We start from the raw sequence: 15598 nt of genomic DNA, 5'->3' as shown, positions 1-15598 counted from the left end.
CGTCAGATTCGGGCCCAAACATAGGACGTCCCACGTCCCAATTGTCCCGCTATCCAGAAGGCTGGGTGTCGATGAGTCTTCCGGCTCCCCTTACCGGTGTCGTTCCGCCCCTGTGCACCCCGCTCACGCCCACGGGCGAGGTCGACACGCGTTCCCTCGCCGCGCTCGCCGAGCGGCTGATCGACGCGGGGGTGAGCGCGCTGTTCGCGCTCGGGTCCAGCGGAGAGGCCGCCTATCTGAGCGACCGCGACCGCCGTACGGCCCTTACGGCGGTCATCGAGGCCGCCGACGGCCGGGTTCCCGTGCTCGCGGGGGCGATCGACATGACGACCGCGCGGGTGCTCGATCACGCCCGTACGGCGGCGGAGTCGGGCGCGGACGGCATCGTGGCCACCGCGCCCTTCTACACCCGCACCCACCCCCTGGAGATCGCCGACCACTTCCGGCGGCTGCGCGACGGCGTGGACAGGCCGCTGTTCGCGTATGACATCCCGGTCTCCGTCCACTCCAAGCTGACGCCCTCGATCCTGCTGCCGCTGGCCGCCGACGCCACGCTGGCCGGGGTCAAGGACAGCAGCGGGGACGACGGGGCGCTGCGGCGGCTGCTGGTCGAGGTCCGCCGGCGCGGTCTCGCCGACACCTTCACGGTGCTCACCGGCTCCGAACTGTCGGTGGACGGCGCCCTGCTGGCGGGCGCCCATGGCGTCGTCCCGGGGCTGGCCAACGTCGATCCGGCCGGGTTCGTCCGGCTGTACGAGCACGCCCGCGCGGGGCGCTGGGAGCAGGCGGCCGCCGAGCAGGACCGGCTGGCCGCGCTCTTCGCCATCACCGACGCCGGGGATCCGGCCCTCATGGGCGGCAGTTCCTCGGGCCTGGGCGGTTTCAAGGCCGCGCTGCGGCTGCTGGGCGTGATCGATTGCGCGGACACCGCCGCGCCCCAGGTGCCGCTGGGCGAGGCGGCCGTCAAGACCGTACGTCAACTCCTGGAGGAGGGAGGGCTGTTGCCGTGACCGAAGCCGCCAGGGTGCCCTGGTACCGCGAGGTCTCACCCGGTCAGTGGAAGTCCCTGTTCGCCGCCTGGATCGGCTATCTGCTCGACGGTTTCGACTTTGTGCTGATCACGCTCGTCCTGACCGAGATAGCCGACGAGTTCGACCTGAGCACCGCGTCGGCGGCGAGCCTGGTCTCGGGCGCCTTCATCACCCGCTGGCTCGGCGGGGCGGTGCTGGGCGCGCTGGGTGACCGCTACGGCCGTAAGGCCGCCATGATCACCAGCATTCTGCTCTACTCGCTCGCCACCTTCGCCTGCGGGTTCGCCTGGAACTACATCAGCCTGTTCGCGGCCCGCCTAGTGATTGGCATGGGCATGGCTGGCGAGTACAGCGCGAGCGCCACCTATGTCCTGGAGAGCTGGCCCGCGCGACTGCGCAACCGCGCCTCCGGCTTCCTCATCTCGGGCTACTCGGGCGGCACCATCATCGCCTCCGAGCTCTACAAGTGGGTGGTGCCCCACTGGGGCTGGCGCTGGATGTTCTGGATCGGCGTGCTGCCGGTGCTGGTCGCCCTGTGGGTGCGGCGCGCCCTCCCGGAGGCCGGGGACTGGCACGAGGAGGTGGGGGCGGCGCGGGCGCGGCCGAACCCCTTCCGGCCGCTGTTCGCCGGACGTGTCCGGGCGAGCGTCAACACGGCGCTGACCGTGGCCGCGAGCGTCGCGCTGTTCCTGGTCTTCACCCCGGCGGGCGCGGGCTGGCGCCGGCCGCTGTCGGTCCTGGCGGCGGGGTGCCTCTTCGCCTTCGCGGCCCAGCTCGGCGGGCGGCGCCGCTGGCCGCTGTATGTGTCCCTGATGTGCACGGTCTTCTGCGCGTTCCTCTACAGCTGGCCGATCCAGGCGCTGCTGCCCACCTATCTGAAGGAGCAGCTCGAGTACTCCCCCTCCGAGGTCACCGATGTGATGTTCTACGCCGGGTTCGGGACCATGGCCGGCTGCTGGCTGGCGGGCTTCGTGGGCGACTGGCTCGGCACCCGCCGCGCCTACGCGGTGACCCTGCTCGCGTCGCTGGTCTTCGTCTTCCCGGTGTTCGCGGTGCAGGACTCGCTGGTCGGGCTGGGCGTGCTGCTGTTCTTCCTGCTCGCGTTGAGCCAGGGGATCTCCGGCATCCTGCCGAGGTACATCGCGGGCCACTTCCCGACCGGGAGCAGGGCGGCCTCGCTCGGCTTCGTCTACAACACCGGGGCGCTCGGCGGCGCGGTGGCGCCGGTGCTCGGCGCTCATCTGGCCGAGGGCATGTCCCTCGGGCGGGCGCTGGCCGTGCTCACCTTCGGGCTGACGCTGGTGGTGATCGTGCTGGTCGGTGCGGACGTGCCGGGCCGGCTGGGCCGGCTGACCGATCCGGAGGGCGACGAGGACCATCTCGTGCCCGGACAGCGACCGTCGATGGCGGGGCCCGATCCGAAGAAGACCTGATCCGAAAAGCCCGGTCGGCGCCACACCCGGCCCGCCGCGCGCCCGCACGGCCGAACCCCCTTTCCGGCCAAGGGGTTTGGTTGTCCACAGGCCCGGGAGAGGGCTTGTGGAATGCGGGACGCGTTCTTAGCATCGGCGGTGTTACAGCGGTGGTGTCACACGATTGGGGGACGGCATGACGGTGGCGGCGGAAGGGGCGGCGAGCGGTCCGCTGGCCGGAGTGCGAGTGGTGGAGCTGGCCGGGATCGGGCCGGGCCCGTTCGCCGCCATGGTCCTCGCCGACCTCGGAGCCGATGTGGTGCGCGTCGACCGCCCCGGAGGCGCCGGGGGCCTGCGGATCGACCCGGAGTACGACCTCGCCAACCGCAACAAGCGCTCGGTGCTGATCGACCTGAAGGCCGACGGGGGCACGGCCGCCGTGCTCGACCTCGTCGAGCGCGCCGACATCCTCATCGAGGGCTACCGCCCGGGGGTCGCCGAGAAGCTGGGTCTCGGCCCGGACGACTGCCTGGCCCGCAACCCCAAGCTGGTCTACGGCCGGATGACCGGCTGGGGGCAGGAGGGCCCGCTCGCCCGGACCGCCGGCCATGACATCGGCTATATCGCCGTCACCGGCGCCCTCAGCATGATCGGCGCCGCCGACGGCCCGCCCATCGCCCCCGTCAACCTCCTGGGGGACTACGCGGGAGGCTCGCTGTACCTCGTCATCGGCCTCCTCGCCGCCCTGCACCACGCCCGCGCGGGCGGCCCCGGCCAGGTCGTGGACGCCGCGATCGTCGACGGCACCGCCCATCTGACCGCCGTCACCCACGGAATGATGGCCGCCGGCGGCTGGCGGGACCAGCGCGGCACCAACCTCCTCGACGGCGGCTGCCCCTTCTACGGCACCTATGAGACCGCCGACGGCGGCTATATGGCGGTCGGGCCCCTGGAGCGCAAGTTCTACGAGGAGTTCATCGAGTTGCTGGGGATCGCCGACAAGGCCCCGGCCCGCGACGACTTCGACAGCTGGGCCGCGCTGCGCGCCGCCATCGCCGACCGCTTCAAGGAGCGCACCCGCGAGGAGTGGACCGCCGTCTTCGGCGCCTCGGACGCCTGCGTCGCCCCCGTACTGTCGCTGCGGGAGGCCCCGGCCCATCCGCAGCTCGCCGCCCGCTCCACCTTCGTCGACCACGGCGGGATCACCCAGCCCGCGCCCGCCCCTCGCTTCTCCGCCACCCCGGGCGCGGTGCGCCGCGCGCCCGCCCGGCCAGGGGCGGACGCCGACGAGGTGGCCCGCGACTGGGGAGTCACCTCGCTCATCGAGGGAAACCCGTCATGAGCCCCCTGTCTCCTTCCCGCCGGACCACCGAGCCGTCCCCGCCGCACCCCTCCCCTTGAAAGGCCGCTGACGTGAGCACCGAAGCGTATGTGTACGACGCCATCCGCACCCCGCGCGGGCGCGGGAAGGCCGACGGCGCCCTGCACGGCACCAAGCCCGTCGACCTGGTGGTGGGCCTCATCCATGAGCTGCGGCGGCGGTTCCCCGAGCTCGATCCGGCGGCGATCGACGACGTGGTCCTCGGCGTCGTCAGCCCCCTCGGCGACCAGGGCTCCGACATCGCCAAGATCGCGGCCATCGCGGCAGGGCTGCCGGACACCGTCGCGGGCGTCCAGGAGAACCGCTTCTGTGCCTCGGGCCTCGAGGCCGTCAACCTGGCGGCGGCCAAGGTCCGTTCCGGCTGGGAGGACCTGGTGCTCGCGGGCGGGGTCGAGTCGATGTCACGCGTGAAGATGGGCTCCGACGGCGGGGCCTGGTTCGCGGACCCGATGACCAACTACGAGACCGGTTTCGTACCGCAGGGCATCGGGGCCGACCTCATCGCCACCATCGGCGGCTACAGCCGCCATGACGTGGACAGCTACGCGGCGCTCTCCCAGGAGCGGGCCGCCCGCGCCTGGAAGGAGGGGCACTTCGACCGCTCCGTGGTCCCGGTCCGCGACCGCAGCGGGCTGACCGTCCTCGACCACGACGAGCACATCCGCCCCGGCACCACCCCCGAGACCCTGGCGGGCCTCAAGCCGTCCTTCGCCGCCATCGGCGAGGCGGGCGGTTTCGACGCGGTGGCGCTGCAGAGGTACCACTGGGTCGAGGCGATCGACCACGTCCACCACGCGGGCAACTCCTCGGGCATGGTGGACGGCGCCGCCCTGGTCGCCATCGGCAGCCGTGAGGTCGGCGAGCGCTTCGGGCTGACACCGCGCGCCCGGATCGTCTCCGCCGCCGTCTCCGGCGCCGACCCGACCATCATGCTCACCGGCCCGGCTCCCGCCACCCGTAAGGCGCTCGGCAAGGCCGGGCTGACCATCGACGACATCGATCTGGTCGAGATCAACGAGGCGTTCGCGGCGGTGGTGCTGCGTTTCGTGGACGACATGGGGCTGAGCCTGGACAAGGTCAACGTCAACGGCGGCGCGATCGCCATGGGCCATCCGCTGGGCGCCACCGGCGCGATGATCCTCGGCACGGTGATCGACGAGCTGGAGCGGCGCGACGGGCGGTTCGGGCTGGTGACGCTGTGCGTGGGCGGCGGGATGGGCATCGCGACGGTGGTCGAGCGGCTCTAGGGGTGTCCGACGGATCGTGACGGACACCGCGTAGAGCCGAGCGGCTCCCCAGACATCGCGTAGAGCCGAGCGGCTTCCAAGACATCGCGTGGAGCCGAGCGGCTCCCCGACACCGCCGTTCCTCCGCCTTCCGCCCCCGCCCCCCGCCCCCGCCCCCCGCACCTTCGCCCTGGAGACCTCAGATGACCCACCCCACCACCGCCTCGACCATCCGCTGGGAGCAGGACGACGACGGCGTCGTCACCCTGGTGCTCGACGACCCCGACCAGTCCGCCAACACCATGAACGCCGCGTTCATCGACTCCCTCGACGCGATCGCCGACCGCGTCGAGGCCGAGCGGGACGCCATCCGCGGCATCATCGTCACCTCCGCCAAGAAGACCTTCTTCGCCGGTGGCGACCTCAACGACCTCATCCAGGTCGGGCCCGGCCAGGCCCAGGAGATCTACGACAAGAACCTCCGCATCAAGCGTGCGCTGCGCCGGATCGAGACCCTCGGCAAGCCCGTGGTGGCCGCGATCAACGGCGCGGCGCTCGGTGGCGGGCTGGAGATCGCGCTCGCCTGTCACCACCGCATCGCCCTCGACGCCCCCGGGGCCCGCATCGGCTTCCCCGAGGTCACCCTGGGCCTGCTCCCCGGCAGCGGGGGCGTCGCCCGTACCGTACGGCTGCTCGGCGTCACCGACGCGCTGCTCAAGTGGCTGCTCCAGGGCACGCGTTACAGCCCCCTGCGCGCACAGGAGGCGGGGCTGGTGGATGACGTCGTGACCACCCGCGAGGAGCTGCTGACCCGGGCGCGGGCCTTCATCGCCGCCCACCCCGAGTCGGCCCAGCCCTGGGACGACAAGGACTACCGGATCCCGGGCGGCACCCCGGCGCAGCCGAAGTTCGCCGTCAATCTGCCCGCCTTCCCCGCCAATCTGCGGAAGCAGCTGAACGGCGCGCCCTACCCGGCGCAGCGCAATATCCTGGCCGCCGCCGTCGAGGGGTCCCAGGTGGACTTCGAGACCGCGCAGATCATCGAGGCCCGGTACTTCACCGAGCTGGTTGTCGGCCAGACCGCCAAGAACATGATTCAGGCGTTCTTCTTCGATCTGCAGGCGGTCAACTCCGGTGCCAACCGGCCGCAGGGGATCGAGCCCAGCCAGGTCCGCAAGGTCGCGGTGCTGGGCGCCGGGATGATGGGCGCGGGCATCGCGTTCGCATGCGCCAAGGCGGGCATCGAGGTCGTCCTCAAGGACGTGTCCGTGGAGGCCGCGGCCAAGGGCAAGGCGTACTCCGAGGAACTGCTGGCCAAGGCGCTCGCCAAGGGCCGGACCACCGAGGCCAAGCGGGACCAGTTGCTGGCCCGGATCACCCCGACCGCCGATCCGCGCGACCTCGAGGGCTGTGACGCGGTCATCGAGGCGGTCTTCGAGGACCCGGCGCTCAAGCACAAGGTGTTCCAGGAGATCGAGGGCATCGTCGCCCCGGACGCCCTGCTGTGCTCGAACACCTCCACCCTCCCCATCACCCTGCTCGCGGAGGGGGTGCAGCGCGCCGACGACTTCATCGGGCTGCACTTCTTCTCGCCCGTCGACAAGATGCCGCTGGTCGAGATCATCAAGGGCGAGCACACCGGTGACAAGGCGCTGGCCCGCGCCTTCGACCTGGTGCGGCAGATCGGCAAGACCCCGATCGTGGTCAATGACTCCCGCGGCTTCTTCACCTCCCGCGTCATCGGCCACTTCCTCAACGAGGGCGTGGCGATGGTGGGGGAGGGCATCGACCCGGCCTCCGTGGAGCAGGCCGCCGCCCAGGCCGGATACCCGGCCAAGGTGCTCTCCCTGATGGACGAGCTGACCCTCACCCTGCCGCGCAAGATCCGCGAGGAGACGCGCCGGGCCACGGTGGAGGCGGGCGGCGAGTGGCGGCCGCATCCTGCCGACGCGGTCATCGACCGCATGGTGGAGGAGTTCGGGCGCCCCGGCCGCAGCGGCGGTGCGGGCTTCTACGACTACGACGAGACGACCGGCAAGCGCACCGGGCTGTGGCCGGGGCTGCGCGAGCACTTCGCCCCGGGCGGCTCCGGCGGGTCCGGCGGCGCCGGCGGGTCCGGCGGGTCCGGCGGCGCTGCGCGTGAGGGCACCCGCATCCCCCTCGAGGACATGAAGGAGCGGATGCTCTTCTGCGAGGCCATCGACACGGTCCGGCTGCTGGAGGAGGGCGTGCTGACCTCCGTCGCCGACGCCAACATCGGCTCCATCCTCGGCATCGGCTTCCCCGGCTGGACCGGCGGAGTGCTCCAGTACATCAACGGATACGAGGGCGGAGTGGCCGGTTTCGTGGCCCGTGCCCGGCAGCTGGAGGCGGCGTACGGGGAGCGGTTCGCCCCGCCCGCGCTGCTGGTGGAGAAGGCGGAGCGCGGGGAGCGCTTCACGGACTAGGGCCTGCGGATCTCGGCGCCCGCGGCGGGCTGTTCCCCGCCCCGCCCCTCCCACAACTGGGGCCCCGCCCCGGACCCCAGGCCGGACGACCCGGACGTGCGCGGGCGCCCGCCCGATATCCGCCGCGTCGGCGCGCCGACCGCGATCAGCCCGTCGGGGCAGGTGCTCACGGCGCCGACGGCCGGCTCGTCGACGCTCGGGGTCCAGGGGCGGGAGCCCCGGCCACGCGCCGGACGCCCCGTGGCCGCTCGTACGGCTTTCCGTACCGCTTCCCCTGTGCCGCTGGACGGGCCGGGCCGCCCGGCCCGTCAGCGCGTGCCGAGACGGCGTTCGAGTCGCTCGGCCACCCCCGGGCACCGCTCCCGGGTGATGTCCAGGAAGGCCGCCAGCACGGGGGAGCGGTCCTGGGCGCGGAAGGACATCACCAGCTCCGGCAGTTCCACCCGCGGACTCACCTCGCACACCCGGACGTCCGGCCGCGCCGCCCCCCGCAGACACGCCGGACCGAGCCCCACCCCGACCCCGCACGAGGCCAGCCCGATGATGGTGTGCGCGTCCCACGCCTCCGTGACCCCACCGGCCCGCGCGGACGTGTCGGCGCCCTCGCCCAGCAGCCCGGTCAGCCAGGCGGCGACCGTCGGCTCCTCCTCCGCGGGCGCGACGATCAGATGCTGCCCCTTGAGCTGCTCGAGGCTCACCTTGGCCTGCCCGGCGAAGGGATGGGCGGCCCCGACGACCGCCACCAGATGGTCCCGGCCGACCGTGACCGACACCAGATCCTCGGCCCCGTCGCCCCGGGGCGCACCGCGCCCGATGGCGAGGTCCAGCTCGCCCGCGAGCAGCGCCGAGGTGGACCTGCGGGTGGACATCTCCCGCAGCCCCAGCCGCACCTCGGGGCGGTCGCGGATGAACGTGCCCAGCACGGACGGCAGAAGCTCCAGCAGCGCCGAGCCGATGAAGCCGAGCCGCAGCCGCCCCGTCTCGCCCCGGGCGGCCCGGCCCGCGTCCGACACGGCGGCCGACATCTCGGCCAGCGCCCGGCGCGCCCTGGTCAGGAACGCCTCACCCGCGGCGGTCGGGAACACCCCGCGCGCCGTACGGTCGAAGAGCCGCGCGCCCAGCTCCCGCTCCAGGGCGGCGATCTGCTGGGACAGTGGGGGCTGGGCGATCCCGAGGGCGGCCGCCGCCCGTCCGAAGTGCTGATGCTCGGCCAGCGCCAGGGCGTAGCGCAGATGACGTGACTCCATCGGTCCGAGGATAACCGAGGCGATATTCAGGAAATATCGGCGGCGGGGTTGTCAGATATGAGGGTGGATAACGCGCGGCCGTGCCGGTGGACTGTCCCCATGAGCGCCACGAGCCCCAGAACCCCCCGCACCGATTCCCACCCCGGCCCGGTTCCGCCCGGCACCGTGTTCGTGCTGGTCCACGGCGCCTGGCACGCGTCCTGGCAGTGGGCGTCCACCCAGCGCGCCCTGGCCCGGCTCGGCGCGGCGAGCCTCGCCGTCGATCTGCCGGGGCACGGCTTCGAGGCACCGCTGCCCTCGGGCCTCCTTCTCCCCGGCCAGCCGGGTCTGGCGACCGAGAAGTCGGCGCTGGCCGGGGTGACCCTGGAGGAGTGCGCGGAGGCCGTCGTCACCGCGCTGCGATCGGTCCGCCGGTATCCGAAGGTCGCCCTGGTCTCGCACAGCGCCGGTGGCGCCCCCGCGTCCCTGGCCGCGGAGCGGGCGCCCGAGCTGGTCGACGAGCTGATCCATCTGTCGTCCTTCGTCCCGGCCGGGCGCCCGCGCTTCGCCGACTACCTGACGTCCCCCGAGCAGACCGCGACCGTGCGGGGGCAGGGGCTGATGCTGGGCGACCCGGAGGCCATCGGCGCGTTCCGGATCAATCCGCGCTCCGCCGATCCGGCGTATGTGGAGGAGCTGCGGCTGGCCTTCTACGACGACGTCCCCGCGGAGTCCTTCGCCCGCTGGTACCAGGCCCTGAGTCCCGATCTGCCCTTCGCGGTGCCGACCACCCCGATCACTCTGACCCGGGAGCGGTGGGGCCGGATCCCGCGTACGTTCATCCGGTGCGCCGAGGACTGGGCGTGCACTCCCGCGATGCAGGATCTGATGATCGCGGAGGCCGACGCGGCCATGCCGGACCAGCCCTTCACCGTACGGCCGCTGCCGGGCAGCCACTCGCCGTTCGCCGCCCGCCCCGAGGCGCTCGCCGCCGCGCTCACCGGCGGCCGCTGACCCACTCATCGGCGGTGGACACCCACTCATCGGCGGCCGCTGACCCACTCACCGGCGGTGGACACCCACTCACCGGCGGTGGACCCACTCATCGGCGGCCGCTGACCCACTCACCGTACGGCCGCTGCCCAGCCGATTCGCCCCGGGGCGGGGGCCGCCGTGCCGCCCGCCCGGGGGCCCGCTCAGTCCGCGTCCTGCCCGTACCAGGCCCGCAGCTCCTGCTTCATCGACCGCTGGAACGCGATCACCAGCGCCTCCACCACCAGCGGCTGCATATGTGCCGACAGCGACTTCTTCGCCTGCATCCGCTCCGGTCCGCTCCCGGACTCGTGATCGCGCTCAGGCCCCCACACCTCGTCCCGGAACAGCCGGCTGAGCTCGCGCGCCGCGGAGCGGGTGTGCTCCAGGACGACCGCGTGGGCCGTGCGTATCGTCTCCAGCTCGATCGGCACCTCCAGCAGCCGCAGCCCCAGATGGAGCGCCCTGGGGTCGATCCGGAACCGATCCGGGTCGTCGGTGCGCTCCAGCGCCTCCAGTGCGGTCAGCCGGTCGATGTCCTCCTCGGTGAGCTCCCGCCCGGCCCGCCGGTCCAGTTGCTCGCGGGTCGCCTCCTCGGGGGCGTCCGGGCCCCAGGAGGCGACCAGGGCGCGGTGGATCGCCAGATCGTTCTCGCTCAGATCCGGTGGCAATTGGTTCAGATAGCGCTCGATGGCGGACAGGGTCATGCCATGGCGCTGCAACTGTTCGATCAGCGCGAGCCGGGAGAGGTGTTCGGCGCCGTAGTGCCCGACCCGGCGCGGGCCGATCGCGGGCGGCGGCAGCAGCCCGCGGGTGCTGTAGAAGCGCACGGTGCGCACGGTCACCCCGGCGCGGGCCGCCAGCTCGTCGACGGTGAGGGTGGGTTCCTCGGTGCCGGGGGTGGTCATCGGTCGTGCCTCGCTTCCGCGTCGTCCTGCTCCGCTGTGCTGCTGCCCGATCGGGTTCATCAGTATTGCTGTCGCATCATCGCTGTGAAACCTCCCACCGCCACACGGCGAACACCGGGATCGGTAGGACCTGTTGACGCTCTCTTTACCGATGAATAGCGTGCGACGCCGTTCAGCTGTGTTGGTTTTCTTCCGAATCTGTGAGGTGGGGTCGGATTGAGCTCGGAACGCGGCAGGTATCGAATACGGAGATTGATCGGGGCGGTGCTGGCCATGACCACCGCCGTGGGTCTCGGTCTCACGGCCGCGGACACGGCCGTCGGGAGGTCGTCGGACGCGGGCAAGTTCCCCGCCGATGTGCACACCTACCTCGAGGACCCGGAGCGCACCGGCGAGGGCCAGGAACCCCCGCACACCCGGCTGCGGCCGGACGGGCCCGACGGCGCGCGGTGGGAGCGCAGCCTGGACGGATCCTGGCGGTTCGCCCTGGCCGACCGGCCGGAGGACGCGCCGGGCGGCTTCTGGAAGGACGGCTACGACGCCTCGGCGTGGCAGCGCGTCCAGGTACCGCACACCTGGCAGACCGACGACCTCGACCATCCGGTGTTCCGCAACGTGCAGAGCGAGATGTCGCCGGACGATCCGCCCAAGGTGCCCCGTGACACCAACCCGACCGGGGCCTACATCCGGGACGTCGCGGTGCCCCGGAACTGGGACGGGCGGCGGCAGGTGATCCGCTTCGACGGGGTCACCTCCGGCTGGTTCCTGTGGATCAACGGCCACTACGTCGGCTACGACCAGGGCGGCTATGTGCCGGCCGAGTTCGACGTGACCGACTATCTGCGGCCCGGCGCCACCAACCGGATCGCCGTCCAGGTGCACCGCTGGAGCGCGGGATCGTATCTGGAGGACTACGACCAGTGGCGCTACGCGGGCATCTTCCGCTCCGTCTCGCTGTACTCCACGCCGACGACCCGCATGGAGGACGCGTACGTCACCACCGATCTCGACGCCTCCTACCGGGATGCCACCCTGCGCACCGAAGTGGACATCGCACGCACCGGAAGCGACAAGAGCGGACCTCATCAGGTCACCGGGGTGCTCTACGACCCCAAAGGGCGCGAGGTACGGCGGCTGACGGCCGCGGAGAAGGCCGGGAAGGCGGAGCTCACCGGGCAGATCGCCAACCCCGCCAAGTGGTCAGACGAGACGCCGAACCTCTACGCGCTGGTGCTCACCCTGCGCGATCCGGAGGGCAAGGCGATCCAGACCGTTCGCCAGAGCGTCGGATTCCGTGAGATCGAGGTCAAGGACAAGCAGCTCAGGCTCAACGGCAAGCGGATCCTGATCCGTGGCGTCAACCGCGCCGAGACCGACCCGGCCACCGGACGCCATGCCACCCGCGCCCGGATGGAGCAGGACATCCGGCTGATGAAGCGGCTGAACGTCAACGCGATCCGCACCTCGCACTACCCCTCGGACCCGTACCTCTACGAGCTCGCCGACCGCGAGGGCATCCTGATCGACGACGAGATGGAGGTCGAGACCCACAGCCACGAGAACTGCCCGGACGACTGTCTGGCCGAGCGCCCCGCATGGCAGAAGGCGTTCCTCGAGCGCCACCAGGGCATGGTGGAGCGCGACAAGAACCACCCCAGCGTGATCATGTGGGACACCGGGAACGAGGCCGGTCTCGGCAAGGCGCACTACGCCATGGCCGAGTGGACCCGGGCGAACGAGCCCACCCGCCCGCTCTACCACCAGTCCAACCGCCCCGACGGCGACGCTCCCTACGCGGACATCGCCGGACCCCGCTATCCGACCCCGGCCTCCCTCGAAACCAAGGCCAAGACCTTCACCAAGCCCATCGTGATGGGCGAGTACGCCCACGCCATGGGCAACAGCCTCGGCAACTTCCGCGAGTTCTGGGAGGTGATGCGCGCCCACCCCAGCGCCCAGGGCGGCTTCATCTGGGACTGGGCCGAGCAGAACATCCGCCGTCCGCTGATCACCACCCCCGACTCCTCCGGCCATGACATCGCCGCCTCCCTGTCCGGCAAGCCCAAGGTGGTCGACGGCTACGGCGGCAAGGGCAAGGCGCTGTACCTGTCCGGTCTCGACGACTTCGTCGAGACCTACCGCGATCCGCAGCTCGACCTCACCGGCACCGCCGTCACCCTCGACGCCCGCGTCAAACCGGCCGAGCCCTGGACCGGGGACTTCACCATCGTCAGCAAGGGCGATCAGTACGTCCTGCGGATGAAGGACGCGGACACCCTCGAATTCACCATCACCAGCGGCGGCAAGCCACGTACCGTCACCGCCCCGGTGCCCGACGGCTGGACCGGCGCCTGGCACCGGGTCACCGGCACCTACGACGGCACCGCGCTGCGCCTCTATGCCGACGGTAAGGAGCTCGCCAGGACCGAGTGGAGCGGGCACATCGACTACACCGGCTTCGACCTCGGCGTCGGCCGGAACAACGACACCATGGAGGACGGCTGGACCGGCCGGACCGCCAAGGGGACGATCGACCAGGTCCGGGTCTACGACACGGCGCTCGGCGCGGAGCGGCTCGCCGCCGGCCAGGACCCCGAGCGCGACGCCCTGATCGCCCTGAACTTCGACGACTTCACCCGTAAGGGCAGCTATCTCTCCTACGGGCTCTATGAATCCGGCGTGGACGGCCTGGTCACCGCCGACCGCGACCCGGAACCCGAGACCGCCCAGCTCGCCTGGGTGCAGGCCCCGATCCGCATCACCGACCCGGGCGGCGAGGGCGCCCGCACCGGCAAGGTGGAGGTCACCAATGAGCGCGCCTTCACCGGCACCGACGACCTCCGGCTGCGCTGGACGGTGACCGAGGGCGCGCGGACCGTCGCGAGCGGCACCCGCGCCCTGGACGTCGGGCCCGGCGAGAGCGCCGTGGTCCAGCTCCCGGCCCCGCCCGCCAACCCCGGCGGCTATGAGCGCCATCTGACCGTAAGGGCCGTCACCGCGCACTCCACCGACTGGGCCAAGGCCGGGCATGTGGTCTCCTTCGGCCAGTTCGCGGTCGGCGGCGACAAGGTGCCCGAGCCCGCCCCCGCCCCGGCCGCCGAGGGCCCCGCCAAGGCCGTCGAGAGCGGCGACGCCGTACAGGTCAGCGGCGAGGGCTTCCGCTACACCTTCGGCAAGAAGGAGGGCACCCTCACCTCGATGCGGGTGGCGGGCCGCGAACTGCTCCGCTCCGGCCCCGAACTGGACGCCTGGCGCGCCCCGATCAGCAATGAGCGCTCCGACTGGGGCACCGCCGAGGGCAAGCGCTGGCGCTCCCTGGGTCTTGACCGGCTGCGCACCACCGTCGACGGCGTCGAGGTGACCCCCGGCGACGACGGCACGGTCACCGTCACCGTCCGTTCCACGGCCGCCGCGCCCGATGTGACCGGCGCGTCCTTCGACCAGACCGTGGCCTATCGGGTCGACGGCGCGGGCCAGGTCCGGATCCGGCACCAGGCCGAGGCGCGCGGCGACTTCCGCACCCTGCCCTATCTGCCCAGGATCGGCCTCAAGCTGAAGGTGCCCGAGCGGTACGGCACCTTCCGCTGGTACGGGCGCGGACCGGTGGAGAACCTCAACGACCGTAAGGACGGCACCCCCATGGGCGTCTGGTCCTCCTCGGTCGAGGACCAGTACGTGGAGTATCTGAAGCCCCAGGACCACGGCAACCACGACGATGTGCGCTGGGCGTCCCTCACCGACGGCAGCGGCGCCGGACTGCTGGTCTCCGGCGATCTGGAGGCGGGCGCCAGCGCCTACGACGAGCTCGACCGCGCCGCCTACCCGCACTTCCTGAAGCGCAACGACGGCTGGAACACCCTGCACGCCGACCACGCGGTCACCGGCGTCGGCGACACCCCCAACCCGGTGCGCGACCAGTACCGGGTGAAGGCCGACGGCGCCTACGACTACACGCTCACCCTGCGCCCGCTCGACGGCGGCGCGAGCGCGCACACTGGAACAGGAGGGAAGTAACCGCACCACCGATGGACTCATGAGCACGCAGAGCCCCCGCCACACCGCCGCAGGCCACGATCCGCCCCCTGCGGGCGGCATCCTGTGGGCCGTGGCGGGGGAGCTGCGCAGTGTGCTCGCCCTGCCGGCCGCGATGACCATGCAGGTGGCGCATCCGGCCATCGGGGCGGGCGTGGACCAGCACTCCGTCTTCCGCACCGACCCCTGGGGGCGCGGGGAGCGCTCGCTGCGGTCCGTGCAGCTGTGGGTGTACGGCGGTGCGGAGGCCGAGGCGGAGGGCCACCGGCTGCGCAGGCTCCACGCGTCCATACAGGGCGTGGACGTGCACGGCCGCCCCTACCGGGCGCTGGACCCGCCCGTCTACGCGTGGGTGCACGCCACGGGCTACCCCGTCTATCTGCGCGCCCAGCGCTATCTGGGCACCCGCCCCTTCACCGCGGCCGAGGAGCGGCGGCTGTACGCGGAATGGCTGCGGATCGGACGGGTGCTGGGCATCGACGAGCGCGAGATGCCGGGATCCGTCGAGGAATTCTGGCCCTACTACCGCGCGATGGTGCGGGACCGGCTGGAACCGACCGTCGTCGCCCGTGAACTCGCCGCGCCCGACGCGGCCGTGCCCCCGCCGGGCGCGCTGCCGCTCCGTCTGCTGTGGCCGCTGCTGCGCCCGCTGTTCACCCGCTTCCGTGCGTTCCTCACCGTCGGGCTGATGCCGCCGGACGCGCGGGAGGCGATCGGGCTGGACTGGACGCGGGGGCAGGAGCGGCGGCTGCGGTGGTTCGGGAGGGCGGCGCGGGTGGTGGTCCCGCTGCTGCCCGAGCGGCTGCGCTATCTCCCCATCGCCCGCGAGGCCCGGCGCCGTGCCCGCGCCGGACGGCCGTGATCAATGGCTTCCGTGGCGTGCCGGGCCCCGGCCGGGGTGGG

10 protein-coding genes are annotated in these 15598 nt (G+C 72.2%); 8 read left to right on the top strand and 2 right to left on the bottom strand.

The window, feature by feature from the left end; genetic code table 11:
- Positions 1-71 precede the first annotated feature (71 nt).
- The 5 genes from NP777_RS32830 to NP777_RS32810 all read left to right on the top strand — a co-directional run bounded on the left by NP777_RS32830 (position 72) and on the right by NP777_RS32810 (position 7497).
- Positions 72-1010 (top strand): dihydrodipicolinate synthase family protein, encoded by a 939-nt coding sequence (locus NP777_RS32830; RefSeq protein ID WP_256653814.1) that lies wholly within the window; start codon positions 72-74, stop codon positions 1008-1010.
- Positions 1007-2464, top strand: a complete 1458-nt coding sequence (locus NP777_RS32825; RefSeq protein ID WP_256653813.1) for a sialate:H+ symport family MFS transporter — start codon at positions 1007-1009, stop codon at positions 2462-2464. Before NP777_RS32830 ends, NP777_RS32825 begins: the two co-directional genes overlap by 4 nt.
- A 175-nt stretch (positions 2465-2639) precedes the next feature.
- Positions 2640-3785 (top strand): CaiB/BaiF CoA transferase family protein, encoded by a 1146-nt coding sequence (locus NP777_RS32820; RefSeq protein WP_256653812.1) that lies wholly within the window; start codon positions 2640-2642, stop codon positions 3783-3785.
- 71 nt (positions 3786-3856) lie between these two features.
- Entirely contained in the window at positions 3857-5071 is a 1215-nt protein-coding gene (locus tag NP777_RS32815) for an acetyl-CoA C-acetyltransferase (RefSeq protein WP_256653811.1), read from the top strand.
- A gap of 182 nt (positions 5072-5253) precedes the next feature.
- Complete coding sequence (locus NP777_RS32810; protein WP_256653810.1) at positions 5254-7497, top strand: 3-hydroxyacyl-CoA dehydrogenase NAD-binding domain-containing protein; 2244 nt, start codon at positions 5254-5256, stop codon at positions 7495-7497.
- Positions 7498-7805: 308 nt separating this feature from the next.
- On the opposite strand, the gene NP777_RS32805 is transcribed toward NP777_RS32810, so the two are convergent.
- Positions 7806-8744: a LysR family transcriptional regulator gene (locus NP777_RS32805; protein ID WP_256653809.1), complete on the bottom strand. Its 939-nt coding sequence runs from the start codon at positions 8742-8744 to the stop codon at positions 7806-7808.
- Positions 8745-8843: 99 nt separating this feature from the next.
- Between NP777_RS32805 and NP777_RS32800 the strand changes: the two genes are divergently transcribed.
- Positions 8844-9737, top strand: coding sequence for an alpha/beta hydrolase (locus tag NP777_RS32800; protein ID WP_256653808.1), 894 nt, complete (start codon positions 8844-8846; stop codon positions 9735-9737).
- A gap of 182 nt (positions 9738-9919) precedes the next feature.
- Here the strand turns inward: NP777_RS32800 and NP777_RS32795 are convergent, their stop codons facing one another.
- Positions 9920-10663: a MerR family transcriptional regulator gene (locus NP777_RS32795; protein WP_256653807.1), complete on the bottom strand. Its 744-nt coding sequence runs from the start codon at positions 10661-10663 to the stop codon at positions 9920-9922.
- 273 nt (positions 10664-10936) lie between these two features.
- Between NP777_RS32795 and NP777_RS32790 the strand changes: the two genes are divergently transcribed.
- Together NP777_RS32790 and NP777_RS32785 are read left to right on the top strand one after the other, a co-directional pair.
- Positions 10937-14677 carry a glycoside hydrolase family 2 TIM barrel-domain containing protein gene (locus NP777_RS32790; RefSeq protein ID WP_256653806.1) on the top strand — a complete coding sequence of 1247 codons (3741 nt, stop codon included), beginning with the start codon at positions 10937-10939 and terminating at the stop codon, positions 14675-14677.
- A 19-nt stretch (positions 14678-14696) separates the two neighbouring features.
- Positions 14697-15557, top strand: coding sequence for an oxygenase MpaB family protein (locus NP777_RS32785; RefSeq protein ID WP_256653805.1), 861 nt, complete (start codon positions 14697-14699; stop codon positions 15555-15557).
- The last annotated feature ends 41 nt before the right edge of the window (positions 15558-15598 follow it).

It is taken from the genome of Streptomyces rugosispiralis, assembly GCF_024505145.1.
In the GTDB taxonomy this organism is placed as follows: domain Bacteria; phylum Actinomycetota; class Actinomycetes; order Streptomycetales; family Streptomycetaceae; genus Streptomyces; species Streptomyces rugosispiralis.
The sequence above is the reverse complement of the archived record's forward strand: the minus strand, read 5'-3'. Positions and strand labels throughout refer to the sequence as shown.

Coding starts and splice junctions, on each gene's coding strand:
- NP777_RS32800 (WP_256653808.1), top strand. CDS start 8,844: ATGAGCGCCACGAGCCCCAGAACCCCCCGCACCGATTCCCACCCCGGC.
- NP777_RS32805 (WP_256653809.1), bottom strand. CDS start 8,744: ATGGAGTCACGTCATCTGCGCTACGCCCTGGCGCTGGCCGAGCATCAG.
- NP777_RS32810 (WP_256653810.1), top strand. CDS start 5,254: ATGACCCACCCCACCACCGCCTCGACCATCCGCTGGGAGCAGGACGAC.
- NP777_RS32785 (WP_256653805.1), top strand. CDS start 14,697: ATGAGCACGCAGAGCCCCCGCCACACCGCCGCAGGCCACGATCCGCCC.
- NP777_RS32795 (WP_256653807.1), bottom strand. CDS start 10,663: ATGACCACCCCCGGCACCGAGGAACCCACCCTCACCGTCGACGAGCTG.
- NP777_RS32830 (WP_256653814.1), top strand. CDS start 72: ATGAGTCTTCCGGCTCCCCTTACCGGTGTCGTTCCGCCCCTGTGCACC.
- NP777_RS32790 (WP_256653806.1), top strand. CDS start 10,937: ATGACCACCGCCGTGGGTCTCGGTCTCACGGCCGCGGACACGGCCGTC.
- NP777_RS32820 (WP_256653812.1), top strand. CDS start 2,640: ATGACGGTGGCGGCGGAAGGGGCGGCGAGCGGTCCGCTGGCCGGAGTG.